The organism is Nocardia abscessus (assembly GCF_015477775.1).
Lineage (GTDB): Bacteria > Actinomycetota > Actinomycetes > Mycobacteriales > Mycobacteriaceae > Nocardia > Nocardia abscessus_A.
Map to the genome: position 1 here is coordinate 94,954 of NZ_JADLQO010000014.1, position 17,697 is coordinate 112,650.

Sequence of the window (17,697 nt, forward strand, 5' to 3'; positions counted from 1 at the left end):
TGCCGTGGAGTCATCCGCGTTGCTCGTCGTGGCGGTGCTGGGCGGCGACGACATCGGCCGTGTGCTGACGGATCCACTCCAGGAACTGCCACAAGGACTCGGTGAGTCCCTGGCCGAGGGGGGTGAGTTCGTAGCTGACCCGTGGGGGCGTGGTGGGCTCCACAGCGCGCGCGACGAGCCCGTCCCGCACGAGCGTGCGCAGCGTCTGCGACAACATCTTCTCGCTGATCCCGCCGATCATGTTGTGCAGCTCGGAGAACCGCAGTGGCCCGCCGCCCAGGGCGGTCAAGATCAGCATGCCCCAGCGGCTCGTGATGTGATCGAGCACCTCTCGCGCGGGGCACTCGCTGTTGAATGCGTCACTTGTCGTGGGCCAGGCAGGGTTTCGGACCTGCGAACGTACCGCCATATCCGGAGCTTACCCAGAGGTATGTCCTTACTGGCAGTAACCCGGACGGCCTACGCTGCCGCCATGGTCACAGTCGTTTTCGGAGCAAGGGGCAATGTCGGCCGCCACGTCGCGGCGGGCCTGATCTCGCGGGGTGAGCAGGTCCGTCTGACGGGCAGGGCACCCGACGCGGCGGGCTTCCCGCCGGGCGCTCAGGTCGTCGCGGCTGATCTGGAGCGCCCCGACACGCTGCCCGCCGCGCTCGAAGGAGCGGAGCGCGTGTTCCTCTACGCCAAGCCCGACGGGATCGACGGTTTCGTGTCGGCGGCCGAGACCTCCGGAGTACGGCACGTGGTGCTCCTGTCGTCCGGGGCGGTCCTGCAAAACAATGCCGACAACCCGATCGCTCGAATGCATACCGTCGTTGAGTCCGCTATCGAAAAGTCCGATCTGGAATGGACATTCATCCGGCCCGGCATGTTCGCCACGAACGCACTGTGGTGGTGGCAGAAGTCCATTCGCGACGAGGGCGTCGTCCGGATGCCGTACCCCGATTCGCGAACAGCGCCCATCCACGAGCAGGACCTGGCGGCAATCGCGGTGACCGCTTTGACCGAGCCGGGTCACCACGGCCACGCCTACTCTGTGTGGGGTCCCGAGTCGCTGACCCTGCGGCAGCAGGTGCGGCACATAGGTGAGGCCATCGGCCGCGATATCGCTTTCGAGGCGGTCTCCGTCGAACAGGCGCGTACGGCACTGAGCGCGAGCATGCCTGCGATCGGCGTGGAGGCCGTCATAGCCGGATGGGAAGCCGGAACAGTTGCACCGCCGCAGGTGTCAACGATCATCGAGGAGATCACCGGTCGCCCGGCGCGTACTTTCGCGCAGTGGGCGCAGGACCACGCGACCGACTTCCGCTGACCGGTCGTGCTGCCGAGCCGGGTGGGGCGTGAATCGTGGCCGATGAGGCAGCAGCGATATGGGGGATTCCCCTGAGGTGGAAGTGTGATCGCCTTGGATACGCTCGGTCGGCCTTCGCGACATGACGTCGGAAAGCGTTGTGCAACTGGTGAACAGGAGGTCGAGGTTGTTGACGAGAACCATGGGCAGTGGGAGGGCTGGGCGCATGATTGCGCGCACCGCGGTCATCGCGGCGTTGACGCTCGCTCCTGCCGCTGTCGTCGTGCCGGCCTTCGCCGTTCCATGCCACGGGACCGCGACCGCCGGTTGTGCCCACAATCCCGGTGGCATCGAAGACCGATACGGGGCGGACGGCTTCGACGACTTCGGCCGCGACCGCTCCGGGCGTGACCGGTTCGGTTACGACTCCCTCGGTTACGACTCGTTCGGCTACGACCGCTCCGGCAGGGACCGATCCGGCTACGACTCCCTCGGTTACGACTCGTTCGGCTACGACCGCTCCGGCAGGGACCGATCCGGCTACGACCGGTCCGGACGGGACCGGTTCGGTTACGACAAATGGGGTTACGACAGATCGGGATACACCGCGCAGGGCTGCGCCCGCACCGGTGAGGACCGCCCTGATGCCGACCACGCCGAATGTGAGCGGTTGCGCAACTCTCGTCCCTCGACCGGAAGCTCCTGATCTCTTCGTGGCAGAACGAATCTGGCCCCGTCGGTCAGCGTGAGTGGCTACCCGGCCGTCCATTGGGCCCACGGATGCGGAGGCGACTTATTCTGCCCACTGCGGAGTGAATTCGCTTGCTGAAGGGTCGCTACCGCCCGCGGCGGCGACCCTTCAGTCGTGAGAGGGCAATGCGGACAAGGTCGTGCCACGCGGAACGCCGCAGTGGATTCGCCTCGCGGCCGACCCGCGAGCCGCTACCGTCCGAGGTGGGTGCAAGGTGCCTACCCCCTGAGGGCGCCTCACCCACCCACCCGGGGGGTGGGCACCCTCCACCCCCCGGGGCCCATGACCAGCCCATCTCCGTATCCGTGCGGCTACCAGCGCCCCTTGTTAGACGAGGCCTACTCCTGGTTCGGTCGTCGCGAACGGAACCGCACGGTCGAAGCGAGTCGCTGCCCGGAGGATGCCCGTGCATAGCTAGGGCCGGGTGCGCGAAGGAGTCAGGGTCACGGCCGTGGCGGCTGCGATGGCCACGGCGGCGAGGGCGGCGGTGGCAGGCCAGCCGAACCAGCCGACGGCGGCGGCCCCGGCGGCGGTGCCCGAGCTGCCGCCGATGAAGTAGACGATCATGTAGGCGCTGTTGAAGCGGGCCGGTGCGGCCGGGTCGATGGCGAGCACCGTGCTCTGATTGGCTACCTGCGCCGCGAACAGTCCTGCGTCGAAGAGGCCGAGGCAGAAAAGGGTTACGGCGGTGTGCGGCAGGGAAGCGCTCAGGACCGCGGCGGCGGCGAGGGCGAGCGCGAGCCCGACCAGGATCACTCGCCGCGCACCGATGCGATCGGTCCACGTCCCCGCAATGCGAGTGGCGACAACGCCGAGGAGCCCGGCGAAGGCGTACATGCCGATCCGTTCGGCGGAATACGAGAACGGCGGCTGGGACAGCGCGACCGCGAGTCCTGCCCAGACGGTGCAGAAAGCGAAGAACCAGAGGGCCCCGCGACCCGCCGCCACTCGGAGCGCCGAAAACCGGGTGTACAGTCCCGGAATTTCGCGCAGCGTCGCCGAATAGCCGACGGTGGCACTTCCCGCCGCGGCGGGTAGGACTATGCGAGCGATGGCGGCGATGGCGGCGCAAGCCACCGCGAAGACGGACAACATCCCGCGCCAGCCGATCGAATCCGTCAGCCACCCTCCGACGATCCGGCCCATGAGAATCCCCGCCGAAATGCCCGCGGTCACGATTCCCAGTGCCGTGGCCTGCCGTGACGGTTGCGCGAAACGCCCGGCGATCGAACTCAATTGGGCGCCGGCCGAGGATCCTGCGCCGATCAGGCCGACGACGAAGCCGAGCAGCCAGGGCGAACCGACCGCCGCGTTCACCGCCAATGCGACTGCCAGAGCACCGAACTGGGCCGATACCACGATGCGCGGCGCGAACTGGTCGACCAGCGGTACCAGGAGCGCGAGGCCTGCCAGATAGCCGATCGGTCCGCATGCCAGGGCCATGCCGACCGCCGCGAGCGAGGTGTGCAGCGAACCAGCCACCTCGGCGATGGCCGGTTGCAGCGGATAGATACTTGCGGTGGCCAGCGCGGCCGCGAGCGCCATGAACCAGACGACGGGTGTCCGCAAGGCGGTGGCGCCCCTTGCGCCGGGAATGAGATCGGTTTCCATTGCACCGACGCTAGGAACGCCGAGGCCCGGATTCCGGCGGGAAAAGGACGCGATCGTCGCAGTCACAGCGCGTGTCCGGTGCTCTTTCGGCGTGAATGCGCTCGGTTCAGCCGGCGGATTCTGCCGACTCGACGGCTTTGTCGTACACCTGGCTTGCGTCGCGGACTTTGGTCGCGAGGAACCGCATACGCTCGGCGGTGAGGTAGCCGCCGCCGAAAGCGGTTCGGTCCAGCTCGGCGGCCACCTGGTCCAGCGCCAACCGCGCAAATCGGATCTGATCAGGCATGATCAAAGTTCTACCGGTGATCACCGCCGAAAACACCGCCCCACGCCGGTGAGTCTCGGTGCACGTCGACGGATTTACGCCGGAATCGAATATTGCGCTGTGCGGATTCGAAATCTCGGTGACTTATTCCGGCGATTGTGGGCAGCACGATCAAGCGTTACTCGACAAGCAAATGTGCCTCGGCTCGTCACTGCTCAAACCTCAGCCGCGCGGCGTTGTGCGTATGCGATCACGTTCTCCGCGTAGGCCGACGTGCCCTGTTCCGCGCAGCATGCCTGGTATCGGACGAGCGCGTCCTCCAGTTGCGGTCCTGGTCCGCGGTCGGTGAGCAGGACGACGATCGCCTCCCAGGTTTCGATCCGCGGGTCCGGGAGGGCCAGTAGTTCGTCGAGGTACCGGCCCGGTTCCAGCAGTCGCAGCGCCCGTCGCGCGTAGGCGTGCACCCGCCGGGGCAGCCCAGCGCGGATGGCGTCGATGTCGGCCTGCAGCGCCTGGCCCGGTCGCGCCGGGTCGACCCTCAGGGACCACAACTCGGTCAGATCGTCGGGCAATCCGTGATCGTCGATCGGTCCGGGGCCGGTCGCCTGCTCGAGCGGCGCTATCGGGAGACCGAGCCGCGTATTGCGCCAGTTGCAGAATTCCCACCAGGCGGCCGGTGTGGCACTCAGGGTCAAACCGAACTTCAGCTCCTGCTGCCCTCCGGTCCAGGTACGCAGCGTCCGGCTGCGGCCGACAGAGGCGACACCGCCCGGCACGACCCGCACCCACCTGGCGTCCGAGCCATCGAAGCCGTACGGCTGCAGCAGCTTTCCCGCTTCTCGCGTCAGTCGGCGCAGCGCCGCGTCCGGTCCGACCATGCGAGCAGATTAGCGGTACGCACCGACACGAACAGGCGAGCACGCGCCACCGTCACCGCTGCGGCGCCGCGCCCTCGACCGGACTCGCTGATCACGACGGGCGGCCGGTGATCAGTGGCGCGATGGCACGGCGGGCGATGCGCCGGGCGACGGCCTCGTCATCGAGGTCGTAGCGGGTGTGGGGCAGGACGAGGTAGCCGAGGGTCAGGCGGATGATCGCGTCGGCTCGGATGTCGGGATCCGCTTGTGGCAGTACGCCTTCGGATTGACCCGCGACGATGTGGGCCGCGATGAACCGGTGACCCGTGTCCAGCGGTGAGGGGTCGCCCGCGGACAACATGGCGAGGAGTTCGCCGGTGCGTGTGACGTCGGCGTCGGCGGCGAGGAATCTCCTGCGTAGCCGCAGGCAAGCGAGGAATCCCTCGGTGATCCGCTCGGTGGGGTCGGTGACGGTGAGGAAGGTCGTGGCGATCTCGGTGAGGAACGCGCGCAGGGTGTGCGCGATGGCCGCCTCGAACACGGCGTCCTTGCCGCCGAAGCGGCGGAACAGGGTCGCGCGGCCGATTCCGGCGGCGGCGGCGACGTCGTCCATCGTCGCCGTCCGGGTGCCACGCTCGGCGAGCACCCGCATGGCGGCCTCGTAGACGCGCTCGTCGTCGGCCGTCGCGGGGCCCGGGGTCGCGGCCCGGCCGACGGCGCGTTCGAACAGGCTGGTCAGCGGGGCGCCGGGACGGGTCACCCGCCCAGTATCCTTCATGAGACTACTATGCTCGTAATAGTCTCATGAGAGTGTGGAATCGGATGCGGGATCATCGCCGGCCGAGCCGGTGCCGTTGGGTCCGGATTCGGTGGCGTGGGCGGTATTCGGCGACGTGACGTTCGTGCCTGGAGCGCAGCGACATCACCGACCGGGTGCTGGCCGTGGTCGGCTCACCGAAGCCGCCACCGGTAGCGGTGCTCCGGCACGGCTTCGTGTGGAACCACACGCTGGGCCCGATCGCCGGGCGGGTGCTGGTGCTGACGACGGCGGGCCTGTTGACGCCACGGCTACGCGAACTGCTCGGCGTCCCGTGGAACCGTCGGCGCCGTCTGGCATTCGGCGTACTCGCCGCGCTCTCTCGCGCGACGGTGCCGCGACTGCCCGCGCCGCTGCGCCTGGTGCCGCAGGCGCGGCGCGCACACCCGCGTGCGCGGCGCGGCGGAGTTTCCCGACCTCACGCCGTGCCGGAGGGTTCACCCGCGGGCCGACCCTCCCGCCTCGCCACCGCGGCCGAGATCCTCGAGGTGCGCAGCAGCGACGGAACGCGGCTGCACGTCGAGGTGCACGGCCAGGCCGACGCACCGACGATCGTGCTCGCCCACGGCGTGCTGTGCTCACTCGAGTTCTGGCGCAACAAGATCGAAGACCTTCGCGGCGAATTCCGGATCGTCGCCTACGACCAGCGCGGCCACGGCCCGCAGCGAGGCGCCCCGCGCCGGGCATTACGGCATCGAGCATCTCGCCGACGACCTGCACGCGGTTCTCACCGCCACCGTGCCAGGGAACCAGCGGGCGGTGATCGCCGGGCACTCCCTGGGTGGAATCGCGGTGATGGCTTGGGCCGCACGGCATCCCGACGAAGTCACCGCCCGTGCCGCGGCGGTGGCGCTGGTCAACACCACACCCGGCGTGATCCTGGACCACATGCACGTGCTGCGCGGCCCGGACCGCCTGCTCGGCGTGCGACGGCGTCTGGCACGGACCGTGGTGCCGCTGGCGGGCATACCGCTGCCGCGCCGCATGCCATTGCGCCGCCGGCTCCTGACCCACGTCGCGGTCGGTCGGGCGGCCGGTGCGACAGTCGGCTCCGGGCTGGATCGCATGGTCGCCACGACTTCGGCCCGCGGTCGCGGCGGCTACGGCAGCCTGCTGGTCAACCTGCTGACGGCCCTCGACCCGGCCGCGCTGAACGTCCCCGCTTCGGTCATCGCCGGGCGCGCCGGACCGCATCGCACCACCGGCACGGTCCCGCCTGATCGCGTCCCGGCTCCCGCAGTTGCTGCAACTGCTCGGACTGGACTGCGGGCACTGCGCACCGCTCGAATGCGCCGATGCCGTGTCCACGGCCCTGCGCGAACTCGCGCACGGTCACGTTCCGGTGGACGCGCACCCGAATGCGTGACGGCGACACGGACCGGAGCGAAGGGCGAACCGCGAGCAACGTCTCGCCGCATCCGCACAGCCTCGCCACGAACCGGTTCAATCATTGATTGAATCAACTCTTGAAGCATGTTCTACTTCTAAGTCGAGCGGGCCGGAGTCCCGCTGACGAAGGAGACGGCCGATGACCGAGAGAACCGTGCTGATCACCGGCGCCGGTGGCGGGCTCGGCGGTGCGACCGCGGCCCTGTTCGCCCGCCGCGGCTGGACAGTGCTCGCCGCCGATCTGCGCCCGCCCGCACCCGCGCCGAACACGATCCCGCTCGAACTCGACGTGACCGACCCCGCGTCGGTCGACGCGGCACTGACCAGCGCCGAACAGCACGCGCCGAGTGGGCTCGACGCGGTGGTGACCTTCGCAGGGACGATGTTCGTCGGCGCCCTCGTCGAGGTCGACGACACGGACCTGCAACGCATCTTCGAGGTGAACGTGCTCGGCACCCACCGCGTGGTGCGAGCCGCTTTCCCGCTGGTGCACCGTCGCCGCGGACGGGTGATCACCGTCAGCTCCGAGACCGGGTGGCAGAAGGCCCTCATGCTCAACGGGCCCTATGCCATGACCAAACACGCCATCGAGGCCTACTCCGACGCACTGCGGCGGGAACTGATGTTCCTCGGCATCCCCGTCAGCGTCATCCAGCCGGGCCCCTTCCGCACGGACATGGTGCACGGCATCCGCGCCACCTTCGAACGAGCACGCGAGCGGTCCACTCACTTCGCCGAACTGACCGGCAAGGTCGCAGCCCTCGCCGAAGGCGAGCAAAGCCGCGCCCATCACCCGGATGTCCTCGCTCGCGCCGTGTGGAAGGCCGCCACCGCATCCCGGCCGCGCAGGCGCTACTCGGTCCGGCCCGACCTACGGCGGGTGCTCATGCACCGGCTACCCGACGCCCTGCTCGATCCGATGCTCGAGGCGGCGCTGCGACCTCGATGAGCGGCCGCCTTACCCGGTCGAAGTACCCGCGCGTCGGCGCGTGTCGGTCAGGCCGTCACCGCCGGGCGCAGGTGCACGACCTTCGTCTGAGTCATCTCGTCGAGTAGTTCCGGCCCGTAGCCGAAGCCGGTTCCGCTGGCACGGCGAGGGTGCGCTGCTCCACCGGGCGCCCCGCCGAACACCGCATTGATCTTCACCGTGCCGACCGGCAGTTCGCGCCAGGCGTACTGGGCATTGGCCAGCGACGGGGTGAGGACGGTCGCCGCGAGACCGTACTCGTCGCTCGCGGCCTCGGCGACGCCCTGCTCGAACGTGTCCACCACCCGCACCGGCGCGACCGGACCGAACGTTTCCTCACGCATGATCCGCACAGTCGGATCGCAGGTCAGTACGGTTGCCGGATAGTGCGCACCGGCGCCGTCCGGCACCACGCCGCCTGTCACCAGATCGGCCCCGTGTTCCACAGCATCGCGCACCTGGGCGTGCACCTGATCGCGATGGCGCCGGTCGACCAACGGCGCGGGCGTCCAGGACTCGGCCTCGGCTACCAGCGCCGCGAGAAATGCCTCCGCGACGTCGCGGTGCACGAAGATCCGCTCGACGGACACGCAGATCTGACCGGAGTTCGCGAACGCGCCGAGCGCCGCCTGCCCGGCGGCCCACACGGGGTCCACACCGGTGTCGACGACGAGTGCGTCGTTGCCGCCGTTCTCCAGCAATGCCTTGGCGCCTGTGACCGCGGCGCTTTTCGCGATCGATCGTCCGGTAGCCGTACTGCCGACGTGCGCGACGACGTCCACATCGGGGCGTGCGGCGAGCAGTGCGCCGATGCGCCCGTCACCTTGGACCGTCTGCAGAACACCCTCGGGGAGCGCGCGGCCGAGCAGATCGCCGAGAAGACCGCCGGTATGAGGTGCGCGTTCACTCGGCTTGTGCACCACCGTGTTCCCGGTGACCAGCGCCGCGCCGAGCAAACCGCAGGACACCGCCACCGGATCGTTCCAAGGCGTCAGGGCGACGACCACGCCGCGAGGTTCCCACACCATGAGATCGGTCGCTTCGAAGTCGCCCTGAAGACTCTTCCCTCGGTGCACCGGCCCCAGTTCGGCGTATTGCTCCAGCGTTCCGGCGCCGGCCAGCACGCCCGCTTTGCTCTCCGATTGCGGGCGTCCGGTTTCGAGGCGGTTGAGCTCGGCCAGTTCATCGGCGCGCTCACGAAGCGAGGCAGCGCCCGCACGCAGTGCGCCGGCCCGCTCGGCTGCCGGGGTGCGTGCCCACGTGGGCTGAACCCGATTGGCCAGCACCAGCTGACGGTCGATGTCCGCGATACCGGTCATGGGCACTTTGCCGACGGTGGCACCGGTCGCGGGGTCGAGGATCTCGATCGTGTCGGTCGCCCGATGGTCGGAGGGAAACGTGACAGCGTTCGGTGCGCTCATATCGCGGGCGTTACCTGGCTCACATGGTTCAAACCCAGCGGGCGCGACGTCGGCGCCGATCCGCCGCCCGGCGCTCGAGCGTGTTCCACGTGGTAGCTGTCGGTGGGCAGGCCGGTTTGAACCTGCGGTAAGAGGCAAGAGCTATCGACATGGCCGGACGGCTCACGGTGTTGCTGTGGCACGTGCACGGTTCCTGGACGACGTCTTTCGTCCGAGGACCACACCGCTATCTGGTCCCTGTGCTGGAAGGCGGCGGGCCGTGGGGTCGAGGGCGGTGCGGCCGCGATTGGCCGTCCGCCGCGGAGGTGCCCGTGGCGCGATTGCGCGACACCGAGCCGGACGTGGTCGTCCTCCAACGCCCGGAAGAACTCGACCTCACCGAGCGATGGCTCGGTCGTCGTCCTGGCGCGGGCATTCCGGCGGTCTACGTCGAGCACAACACTCCGCGTCCCAGCGCGGCCACCACTCGGCATCCGCTGGCGGATCGCGCCGACATCCCGATCGTGCACGTCACGCATTTCAACAATCTGATGTGGGACAACGGGAAAGCGCCCACCCGGATCGTGCCGCACGGCATCGTGGACCCCGGCGCGCTCTACACCGGCGAAGTGCCACACGGCGTCGCACTGATCAACGAACCGATGCGCCGCGGAAGGATCACCGGAAGTGATCTGCTGCCCGACTTCGCGATGGCGGGGCCGATCGATTTGTACGGCATCGGAGCCGACGAATTCACGCCGGACCGAGCCGCCGGACACCCGATCCGCGGAATCGGCGACCTCGACCAGTCCGCATTGCATCCGGACATGGCGCGGCGGAGGGTCTATCTGCACACCGCGCGGTGGACCTCGCTCGGATTGTCGCTGCTGGAGGCCATGCACCTGGCCATGCCGGTCGTGGCCGTCGCCACCACCGAGGCCGTGCGCGCGGTGCCGCCGGAAGCAGGCGCCATCTCTTCCGACATCGCCACGCTCACCGCGAAGTTCCATGAATACCTGCACGAACCCGACCTGGCGGTGCTCGCGGGCAAGTCGGGCCGGCAGTTCGCGCTGGAGCATTTCGGCCTGGGGATCTTCCTGCGCCGGTGGGATTCCCTCCTCGCCGAGGTCACCGAATGAAGGGCGTGATCGGCGTGGTTGCCGTGTCCGAACCATGTGAACGTGCGTTGGTCACCGGCGGTTGCGGATTCGTCGGGTCGCACCTGTGTGCACAGTTGCTCGACGCGGGAACAGCCGTGCTCGCCGTGGACAACTTCGTCACCTCCGCCCCGGACAACGTCGCCGGGCTGTTGGAGCGGCCCGGATTCGATCTCCTACGGCACGACGTCACCGAACCACTGCCCACCCTCGGCTGCTTCGACGTCGTCTTCCACCTCGCGTCGGCCGCGTCACCGCCGGACTACCTACGGCTGCCGATCGAGACGCTGCGAGCCGGTTCGCTCGGCACCGCCAACGCCCTCGAGCTGGCCGAACGGTGCCGAGCTCGATTCGTGCTCGCGTCGACGAGCGAGGTCTACGGTGACCCGGCGGTCCACCCCCAGCCCGAAAACTATTGGGGTCACGTCAACCCGGTGGGTCCGCGCAGCGTATACGACGAGGCGAAACGGTATGCCGAGGCCTTGACAATGGCATTTCACCGGGAACGAGGCGTGAATACCGGAATAGCCCGGATTTTCAACACTTACGGCCCCGGCATGCGCACCGACGACGGCCGAATGGTGCCCACTTTCATCGCCCAGGCGCTGTCGGACGCGCCACTCACCATCGCCGGAACCGGCGAGCAGACCCGCTCCCTGTGTTACGTCGAGGACACGGTGCGCGGCTTGCTCGCGCTGGCGGCGACCGACCATCCGGGGCCGGTCAACATCGGCAATCCGCACGAAGTCTCCGTGCGGTGCCTCGCCGCGGAAATCCGAGCGTTGACCGGCAGCCGGTCCCCAGTGACGTACGTCGAGGGCGCGACCGATGATCCGCAGCGGCGCTGCCCGGACATTTCGCTGGCTCGGCGCGTACTCGGTTGGCGGCCACTGGTCACCCGGGCAGAAGGACTGCGCCGCACGATCGACTGGTTCGCCGGACGCGCGGCGAAGTCGGCCGAAGGGTCTTTGCGCTGATCAGCGCCGTGCAGCAGATCGGTTTAGTGGTGACTTCAGCGGGTAGCGCCCCACATATGTAGCGGGCAGACCGACAGGTCCCGCGTCTCGACCAGAAAGGCGGGCCCGTGCGCATTCTCGGAATAAACGCGATATTCCATGATCCCGCCGCCGCCCTGATCGTGGACGGCGAAATAGTCGCGGCGGCCGAAGAAGAGCGGTTCACCCGCCGCAAGCACGGCAAGCGACCGGTGCCGTTCTCCGCGTGGGAGCTGCCCGAGCAAGCGGCCGCCTGGTGTCTGGACCGCGCGGGATTACGTCCCGATCAGCTCGACGCGGTGGGCTACTCCTACGACCCGAGGCTGGTCGATCATTCGCTCGGCGGTCTCGATCGAAACAGCGAAGAGACCCGTACGGACTACGCTTTCCGAGCGCCCGGGTTCCTCGCGGCCGCATTGCCCGGCCTCGATCCCGCGATCGTGCGCTTCGTACGACATCACCTGGCGCACGCCGCATCCGCGGCGCTCGCGGCCCCGGCGGGTGACTGCGCGGTTCTGGTAGCCGACGGACGCGGCGAAAGCCAGTCCTACCTCGCCGGAGAATACCGCGACGGCAAATTCGTGGAGTTGGCGTCGCAGCGGCTGCCGCACTCACTCGGACTGATGTACGAGGACCTCACCGAACATCTCGGGTTCACCCGGTCGAGCGACGAATACAAGGTGATGGCTCTCGCCTCCTACGGCACGCCCCGGTTCCTCGACCGGTTCCGGGACCTCCTGTACCCCACCGGTGACGGTGGTTTCCGCACCGAGCCGGTGGACTGGGCGGGCTTCGCACCCGCCGTGACCGGTGGCGAGCCCGGGCGCGACCATGCCGACCTGGCCGCGAGTGTGCAACGTCGACTCGAGGACGTGCTGCTGGAGTTGACCTCCTGGCTGCATCGTCAGACCGGGCATCGGACTCTCACGCTGGCCGGTGGGATCGCGCTGAACTGCGTGGCCAACAGCCGACTGCACGCCGAAGGCCCCTACGAACAGATCTGGGTGCAACCGGCGGCAGGTGACGCGGGCACCGCACTGGGCGCCGCGCTGCAATTGGCTGCCGAGTTCGGGGAGCGCGCCACCCCGATGCGGGGGGCCGGCCTGGGCCGCGAGTGGACCGATCCCGAGCTGGAAAGTGTTCTCCGCACGGCGAAGGTCGGGTACACGAGGTCCGCGGACGTGGCGACCGACGTGGCGCGAGCGCTCGCGGAGGACCAGGTGGTGGCCTGGTTCCAGGGCAGGGCGGAATTCGGCCCGCGCGCACTCGGGCATCGCTCGCTGCTGGCGCATCCCGGCCGGGCCGCGAATCTCGAACGCCTGAACGAGGTGAAAGGGCGCGAGCAATTCCGTCCGCTCGCGCCGATGGTGCTCGCCGACCGGGCGTCCGAGATCTTCGGACGCGGGCCGCTGCCGAGCCCGTACATGCTGTTCGTCCACGACGTCGCCCCGGCGTGGCGGGCACGCATCCCCGCGGTGACCCATGTGGACGGCACCGCGCGCGTCCAGACCGTCGACCCCGCCGACAACCCGGTCCTGGCGAGGATGCTGGCCGAGTTCGACAGGCGCACGGGTCTGCCCGTGGTGGTCAATACGAGCCTGAACACAGCGGGCAGGCCGATGGTCGATTCGCCCCGCGACGCCCTCGAGTGCTTCGGTTCGGCTCCGATCGATCTGCTCGCCATCGGCTCCTTTCTGGTGCGTCGCCCATGAACGGCCACACCGTGGACTACAGCGTCGTCATCCCGACCACGGGCCGGGAGAGCCTTCGCTCGCTACTCGAGTCGCTCGACAGCGCGACCGGCCCGAAGCCACGGGAAATCATCGTGGTAGACGATCGGCCCAGCGCAGGACCGCTACCGCTGCCCGACACCGTGCCTCCGGTACGGATCGTCCGCTCCGGTGGCCGCGGACCCGCCGCAGCCAGGAACGCCGGGTGGCAGCACGCCGCGGGCACGTGGATCGCCTTCCTCGACGACGATGTGCTCACCGCGTCGGACTGGCCTGCCCGCTTGGCCGAGGACCTGCACGCTCTCGACGAGAGAACGGCGGCGTCCACGGCCCGTATCGAAGTCCCGTTGCCGAGGCACCGCCGACCGACCGACGCGGAACGGGGAACCGCGCGACTGGCCACCGCGCGGTGGATCACCGCGGACATGGCCTATCGCCGCTGCGTGCTGGTCGAGGTCGGTGGCTTCGACGAACGGTTCCCCAGGGCATTCCGGGAGGACGCCGACCTGGCGCTGCGGGTCTGCCTCGCCGGTTACGTCATCGCGTCCGGACAACGGCTCACCTGCCACCCGGTCCGCGGCTCAGGGCCCATGGCCAGTGTGCGCGTGCAACGCGGGAACGCCGACAACGCGCTACTGCGGCGAAAGTACGGCGCTCGCTGGCGTCAGCGCATCGGCGAAGACGCCGGACGTCTCCCCCGCCACGCGCTCACCACGGCCGCGGGTATCGCGGCCATCGCGACCGGCATCGCGGGCCGCGAACGCTCCGCCCTCGGGTTCGCGGCGCTCTGGACGGCGCTGACCGGCGAATTCGCCACGCGCAGGATCCTGCCCGGGCCCCGCACGCCCAGCGAGATCGGCCGGATGACAGTGAGCAGTGCGCTGATTCCGCCTGCCGCGTGCTGGCACCGGCTGCGCGGTGAGTGGCGCCACCGGAAGGCGACCCACGATTCGCCGCTGGCGCTGTTGTTCGACCGGGACGACACCCTCATCATCGATGTCCCGTACCTTGCCGATCCCACCAAGGTTCAGCCGGTGCCGGGCGCCGTCGACGCGCTCCGGCAGGTGCGCGCGGCAGGCATTCAGCTCGGCGTCGTGAGCAACCAGTCCGGGGTAGCGCGAGGACTGATCAGCCCGGGACAGCTCGTCGCGGTGAACTCCCGGGTCGAGCAACTGCTCGGACCGTTCGCCACCTGGCAGGTGTGCGTGCACGGCGAAGGCGACGGCTGCGCGTGCCGCAAACCTCGGCCCGGCCTGGTTCGACGGGCCGCGGCGGACCTCGGCGTCGACATCGGCAGGTGTGTGCTCATCGGTGACACCGGCGCCGATGTCAGCGCCGCGATATCCGCGGGCGCACGGGCGATTCTGGTGCCGACGGCCAGAACCCGCCCCGAAGAGGTGCACCGCGCGCATCGCGAAGCGACCGTGGCGCGGGATCTGACCGAAGCCGTACGGCTGGCGATGGCCGGTGTGCCATGACCGGCCGGGCGCTGGTGGCGCGCATGGACAACCTCGGCGACGTGCTGCTGGCCGGGCCGTGCGTGCGTGCGGTGGCGGCGCACGTCGATTCGGTGACGCTGCTGACCGGGCCCCGAGGTCGTGGCGCCGGGGAGCTGTTGCCGGGTGTGGAACAGATCTCGACCTGGTGCGCTCCCTGGATCGATCCGGAACCGCCCCCGGTCGCGTCGGCGGGTATCACCGCGTTCATCGATCGGATACGCGCCATCGACGTGGATCTGGCATTGATCCTCACGTCTTTTCACCAGTCGCCGCTGCCGCTGGCACTGCTGCTCAGGATGGCCGGTGTTCCGTGGATCGGCGCGATCTCGGAGGACTACCCCGGTTCGTTGCTGGATCTGCGCCACCGCGTGGAAGGCGATCCACCCGAAGCCGAACGCGCGCTTTCGCTCGCCGAGGCGGCCGGTTTCCGGCTACCGCCCGGTGACGACGGGAAACTCGCCGTCCGGCAGCCGTTGCCGGACGTCCGCGGCCTGACCGGCGAGCCGGGCTACGTGGTGGTGCACCCGGCCGCTTCGGTACCGGCGCGGCAGCCGTCCTCGTCTTGTTCGGCGGCCATCGTCGCCGCACTCACCAGCGCCGGTCACCGGGTGATCGTGACCGGCGCCGCCTCCGACCGACCGCTCACCGGCGCTGTCGCGGGCAGCCACGCCCTCGACCTCGGTGGAGCCACCACCCTGCCCGAGCTCGCCGCCGTGCTGCGCGACGCGAGCGTCGTGGTGGCGCCCAACACCGGTCCGGCGCATCTCGCCGCGGCCGTCGGGACACCCGTGGTCTCCCTCTTCGCGCCGGTCGTGCCCGCCGAGCGGTGGGCGCCGTACGGCGTGCCGGTGGCCGTGCTCGGTGACCAGCGAGCACTGTGCCGGGGCAGCAGGGCTCGGGAATGCCCGGTGGTGAATCATCCGTGCCTCGAGTCGATCACTCCGGAGCGGGTCGTCATGGTGGCCGAAGAACTCGGTGCAGGCAGGCATTCGCAGCTGCGGACAGGAGGTGTGCGGTGATCGAGGAACATTTCGCGGCTTTGCACACGGCACTGGAGCGCACCAGTTGCGTCGCACCCGACATCCGCAGATGGGGGCGCGAACTGGCGGACGTACTCGACAACGGCGGCAGATTGCTCGCGTGCGGCAACGGTGGCAGCGCCGCCGAAGCCCAGCACCTGACCGGAGAGCTGGTCGGCCGCTTCCGTAACGAGCGGCGCCCGCTGTCGGCGATCGCCCTGCACGCCGACACTTCGGCGAGCACCGCGATCGTGAACGACTACGGCGAAACCGAACTGTTCGCGCGTCAGGTCCGCGCGCACGGCAGGCCCGACGATGTCCTCGTCTTGTTGTCCACCAGCGGCGCCAGCCCGAACGTCCTGGCCGCGGCGAAAGCGGCGCACGACATCGGCGTCACCACGTGGGCCATGACCGGACCAGCGCCGAATCCGCTCGCGGCACTGTGCGACGACGCGGTGGCCGTGGACGCACCCACCACCGCCACCGTGCAGGAAGTGCACCTGGTCCTGGTGCACGCCCTGTGTTCGGCGCTCGACGAGGCGCTGGGAATACCCACATGAAGCCGTTGGTCGTGGTCGGCGACACCATCCTCGACGTCGACATTGAGGGTGTCGCCGACCGGTTGTCGCCCGAAGCGCCCGTGCCCGTGGTGGACGTGACACGCCAGTGGGTACGCCCCGGCGGCGCCGGTCTGGCCGCCGCGCTGGCCGCCCGGTCGGTCGACGGGGTCTCGCTCGTCACGGCGACCACCGACGACCAGGACGGCCGCACCCTCGCGCAGCTGCTCGACCGAGACGTTCAGCTCGTTCCGATGCTGCTGCGCGGCGAGACGGTGCGCAAGACCCGCATCCGCGCCGCCGGTCAGTCGCTGCTGCGGCTGGACACCGGCGACGGGACGGCGGATGGCGGCTCGGTGAGCGCTGCGGTCACCGAGACACTGCGGGCGGCGGGCGCGATCCTCGTCGCGGACTACGGCCGAGGCGTCGCCGCGCATCCGCAGATCCGGCAACTGCTGACCGAACTGGCCCGGTCCGTGCCGGTGGTGTGGGATCCACACCCGCGCGGCCCGGCGCCGACGCCGGGAATGTCACTGGTCTCGCCGAATCTGAAGGAGGCGCGCCGGTTCGCGCCGGGATACGCGGAACCCGATGAGTTGGCGAAGGTACTTCGCGACGAGTGGGAGGCGGATTCCGTCGCAGTCACCACCGGACCGGGCGGTGCGGTGCTGGCCAATGGGAAGCGGCTCACCATGGTGCCCGTGCCCGCCGAGCTACGTGGCCACGCCCGTTCCGACACTTGCGGCGCGGGCGACCGCTTCGCGTCGGCCGCCACCGCAGCGCTCTTCGACGGCTCCACAGTGGCCGACGCGGTGTCGCACGCCGTGGACGAGGCGGCCAGGTTCGTCGCGGCCGGAGGCGCGGCCACGCTGTCCGTCTGCGACAGCACGGCCGCCGCGAAGGCACACGCCGCGGACGAGGGCCGGTCGGCGTTCGAGGTGGCGGCCAGGATCAGAGCGCGCGGCGGCAGACTCGTCGCCACCGGCGGCTGTTTCGATCTGCTGCATCCCGGTCATGTGAGCTTGCTGCGCCAGGCTCGCGCCATGGGCGACGCGTTGGTGGTCTGCCTCAACTCCGACGCGTCGGTGCGGCATCTGAAAGGGCCGCGCCGTCCGATCGTCCCCGCGGGTGACCGCGCCCGGTTGCTCACCGCACTGTCCTCGGTGGACGCCGTCGTCGTGTTCGACGAAGCCGGACCGAGCGCACTGCTGGCCCGTCTTCGCCCCGATGTCTGGGTCAAGGGCGGCGACTATTCCGGCGCGGAGCTTCCCGAGGCCGAGGTCGTTCGCGGTTACGGCGGCGAGATCGCGCTGATCCCAACGGTTCCCGGTTACTCGACCTCACAGCTCGTCGCCGCGGCCGAGGGCCGTGGCTGACCCGAGAACGAAGGAGCGC

The 17,697-nt window shown here is 69.5% G+C and carries 17 protein-coding genes and 1 pseudogene; 12 read left to right on the forward strand and 6 right to left on the reverse strand.

Going from position 1 to position 17,697, the window contains the following annotated elements; all coding sequences use genetic code 11:
* Window positions 1-10: 10 nt before the first annotated feature.
* Window positions 11-409 (reverse strand): winged helix-turn-helix transcriptional regulator, encoded by a 399-nt coding sequence (locus tag IU450_RS29160; protein WP_195152940.1) that lies wholly within the window; start codon window positions 407-409, stop codon window positions 11-13.
* Window positions 410-472: 63 nt separating this feature from the next.
* Between IU450_RS29160 and IU450_RS29165 the strand changes: the two genes are divergently transcribed.
* Together IU450_RS29165 and IU450_RS29170 are read left to right on the forward strand one after the other, a co-directional pair.
* Window positions 473-1,309 carry an NAD(P)H-binding protein gene (locus IU450_RS29165; RefSeq protein ID WP_195152941.1) on the forward strand — a complete coding sequence of 279 codons (837 nt, stop codon included), beginning with the start codon at window positions 473-475 and terminating at the stop codon, window positions 1,307-1,309.
* A 205-nt stretch (window positions 1,310-1,514) separates the two neighbouring features.
* Complete coding sequence (locus IU450_RS29170) at window positions 1,515-1,994, forward strand: hypothetical protein (protein ID WP_195152942.1); 480 nt, start codon at window positions 1,515-1,517, stop codon at window positions 1,992-1,994.
* Between the two features lie 459 nt (window positions 1,995-2,453).
* Here IU450_RS29170 and IU450_RS29175 read toward each other — a convergent pair whose 3' ends face one another.
* From IU450_RS29175 to IU450_RS29190, 4 genes are all read right to left on the reverse strand, one after another.
* The gene (locus IU450_RS29175) at window positions 2,454-3,650 is read right to left on the reverse strand and encodes an MFS transporter (RefSeq protein WP_228835286.1); all 1,197 of its coding nucleotides are present in this window, start codon (window positions 3,648-3,650) and stop codon (window positions 2,454-2,456) included.
* Between the two features lie 106 nt (window positions 3,651-3,756).
* On the reverse strand, window positions 3,757-3,936 hold the full coding sequence (locus IU450_RS29180) for a hypothetical protein (RefSeq protein WP_195152943.1): 180 nt from the start codon (window positions 3,934-3,936) through the stop codon (window positions 3,757-3,759).
* A gap of 194 nt (window positions 3,937-4,130) precedes the next feature.
* Window positions 4,131-4,793, reverse strand: coding sequence for a hypothetical protein (locus IU450_RS29185; RefSeq protein ID WP_195152944.1), 663 nt, complete (start codon window positions 4,791-4,793; stop codon window positions 4,131-4,133).
* 91 nt (window positions 4,794-4,884) lie between these two features.
* Window positions 4,885-5,550: a TetR/AcrR family transcriptional regulator gene (locus IU450_RS29190; RefSeq protein WP_195152945.1), complete on the reverse strand. Its 666-nt coding sequence runs from the start codon at window positions 5,548-5,550 to the stop codon at window positions 4,885-4,887.
* Between the two features lie 143 nt (window positions 5,551-5,693).
* On the opposite strand from IU450_RS29190, the pseudogene IU450_RS41415 reads away from it, so the two are divergent.
* The 3 genes and pseudogenes from IU450_RS41415 to IU450_RS29200 form a co-directional block, all read left to right on the forward strand.
* Window positions 5,694-5,906, forward strand: a pseudogene (locus IU450_RS41415) (oxygenase MpaB family protein); the annotation flags it as partial.
* A 73-nt stretch (window positions 5,907-5,979) separates the two neighbouring features.
* Window positions 5,980-7,047, forward strand: coding sequence for an alpha/beta fold hydrolase (locus IU450_RS29195; RefSeq protein ID WP_195152946.1), 1,068 nt, complete (start codon window positions 5,980-5,982; stop codon window positions 7,045-7,047).
* 70 nt (window positions 7,048-7,117) lie between these two features.
* A complete protein-coding gene (locus IU450_RS29200) occupies window positions 7,118-7,927 on the forward strand; it encodes an SDR family NAD(P)-dependent oxidoreductase (protein ID WP_195152947.1) in 810 nt (269 codons plus the stop codon).
* A 47-nt stretch (window positions 7,928-7,974) separates the two neighbouring features.
* On the opposite strand, the gene IU450_RS29205 is transcribed toward IU450_RS29200, so the two are convergent.
* Window positions 7,975-9,366: an aldehyde dehydrogenase family protein gene (locus IU450_RS29205; protein WP_195152948.1), complete on the reverse strand. Its 1,392-nt coding sequence runs from the start codon at window positions 9,364-9,366 to the stop codon at window positions 7,975-7,977.
* Between the two features lie 149 nt (window positions 9,367-9,515).
* Between IU450_RS29205 and IU450_RS29210 the strand changes: the two genes are divergently transcribed.
* The 7 genes from IU450_RS29210 (at window position 9,516) to rfaE2 (ending at window position 17,678) form a co-directional block, all read left to right on the forward strand.
* Entirely contained in the window at window positions 9,516-10,484 is a 969-nt protein-coding gene (locus IU450_RS29210) for a glycosyltransferase (RefSeq protein WP_195152949.1), read from the forward strand.
* On the forward strand, window positions 10,481-11,479 hold the full coding sequence (locus IU450_RS29215) for a UDP-glucuronic acid decarboxylase family protein (RefSeq protein WP_195152950.1): 999 nt from the start codon (window positions 10,481-10,483) through the stop codon (window positions 11,477-11,479). The genes IU450_RS29210 and IU450_RS29215 overlap by 4 nt, the downstream gene beginning before the upstream one ends.
* A gap of 107 nt (window positions 11,480-11,586) precedes the next feature.
* Window positions 11,587-13,209 carry a carbamoyltransferase gene (locus tag IU450_RS29220; protein WP_195152951.1) on the forward strand — a complete coding sequence of 541 codons (1,623 nt, stop codon included), beginning with the start codon at window positions 11,587-11,589 and terminating at the stop codon, window positions 13,207-13,209.
* Window positions 13,206-14,705 (forward strand): HAD-IIIA family hydrolase, encoded by a 1,500-nt coding sequence (locus IU450_RS29225; protein ID WP_195152952.1) that lies wholly within the window; start codon window positions 13,206-13,208, stop codon window positions 14,703-14,705. The genes IU450_RS29220 and IU450_RS29225 overlap by 4 nt, the downstream gene beginning before the upstream one ends.
* Window positions 14,702-15,745 (forward strand): glycosyltransferase family 9 protein, encoded by a 1,044-nt coding sequence (locus IU450_RS29230; protein ID WP_195152953.1) that lies wholly within the window; start codon window positions 14,702-14,704, stop codon window positions 15,743-15,745. Before IU450_RS29225 ends, IU450_RS29230 begins: the two co-directional genes overlap by 4 nt.
* A complete protein-coding gene (locus IU450_RS29235; RefSeq protein ID WP_195152954.1) occupies window positions 15,742-16,305 on the forward strand; it encodes a D-sedoheptulose-7-phosphate isomerase in 564 nt (187 codons plus the stop codon). The genes IU450_RS29230 and IU450_RS29235 overlap by 4 nt, the downstream gene beginning before the upstream one ends.
* Window positions 16,302-17,678 carry a D-glycero-beta-D-manno-heptose 1-phosphate adenylyltransferase gene (rfaE2, locus tag IU450_RS29240; protein ID WP_195152955.1) on the forward strand — a complete coding sequence of 459 codons (1,377 nt, stop codon included), beginning with the start codon at window positions 16,302-16,304 and terminating at the stop codon, window positions 17,676-17,678. The genes IU450_RS29235 and rfaE2 overlap by 4 nt, the downstream gene beginning before the upstream one ends.
* Window positions 17,679-17,697: the final 19 nt, after the last annotated feature.

Bases quoted from the DNA above. Each gene is read 5' to 3' on its own strand.
- IU450_RS29160 (WP_195152940.1), bottom strand. From the start codon at position 409: ATGGCGGTACGTTCGCAGGTCCGAAACCCTGCCTGGCCCACGACAAGT.
- IU450_RS29165 (WP_195152941.1), top strand. From the start codon at position 473: ATGGTCACAGTCGTTTTCGGAGCAAGGGGCAATGTCGGCCGCCACGTC.
- IU450_RS29170 (WP_195152942.1), top strand. From the start codon at position 1,515: ATGATTGCGCGCACCGCGGTCATCGCGGCGTTGACGCTCGCTCCTGCC.
- IU450_RS29175 (WP_228835286.1), bottom strand. From the start codon at position 3,650: ATGGAAACCGATCTCATTCCCGGCGCAAGGGGCGCCACCGCCTTGCGG.
- IU450_RS29180 (WP_195152943.1), bottom strand. From the start codon at position 3,936: ATGCCTGATCAGATCCGATTTGCGCGGTTGGCGCTGGACCAGGTGGCC.
- IU450_RS29185 (WP_195152944.1), bottom strand. From the start codon at position 4,793: ATGGTCGGACCGGACGCGGCGCTGCGCCGACTGACGCGAGAAGCGGGA.
- IU450_RS29190 (WP_195152945.1), bottom strand. From the start codon at position 5,550: ATGAAGGATACTGGGCGGGTGACCCGTCCCGGCGCCCCGCTGACCAGC.
- IU450_RS29200 (WP_195152947.1), top strand. From the start codon at position 7,118: ATGACCGAGAGAACCGTGCTGATCACCGGCGCCGGTGGCGGGCTCGGC.
- IU450_RS29205 (WP_195152948.1), bottom strand. From the start codon at position 9,366: ATGAGCGCACCGAACGCTGTCACGTTTCCCTCCGACCATCGGGCGACC.
- IU450_RS29210 (WP_195152949.1), top strand. From the start codon at position 9,516: ATGGCCGGACGGCTCACGGTGTTGCTGTGGCACGTGCACGGTTCCTGG.
- IU450_RS29215 (WP_195152950.1), top strand. From the start codon at position 10,481: ATGAAGGGCGTGATCGGCGTGGTTGCCGTGTCCGAACCATGTGAACGT.
- IU450_RS29225 (WP_195152952.1), top strand. From the start codon at position 13,206: ATGAACGGCCACACCGTGGACTACAGCGTCGTCATCCCGACCACGGGC.
- IU450_RS29230 (WP_195152953.1), top strand. From the start codon at position 14,702: ATGACCGGCCGGGCGCTGGTGGCGCGCATGGACAACCTCGGCGACGTG.
- rfaE2 (WP_195152955.1), top strand. From the start codon at position 16,302: ATGAAGCCGTTGGTCGTGGTCGGCGACACCATCCTCGACGTCGACATT.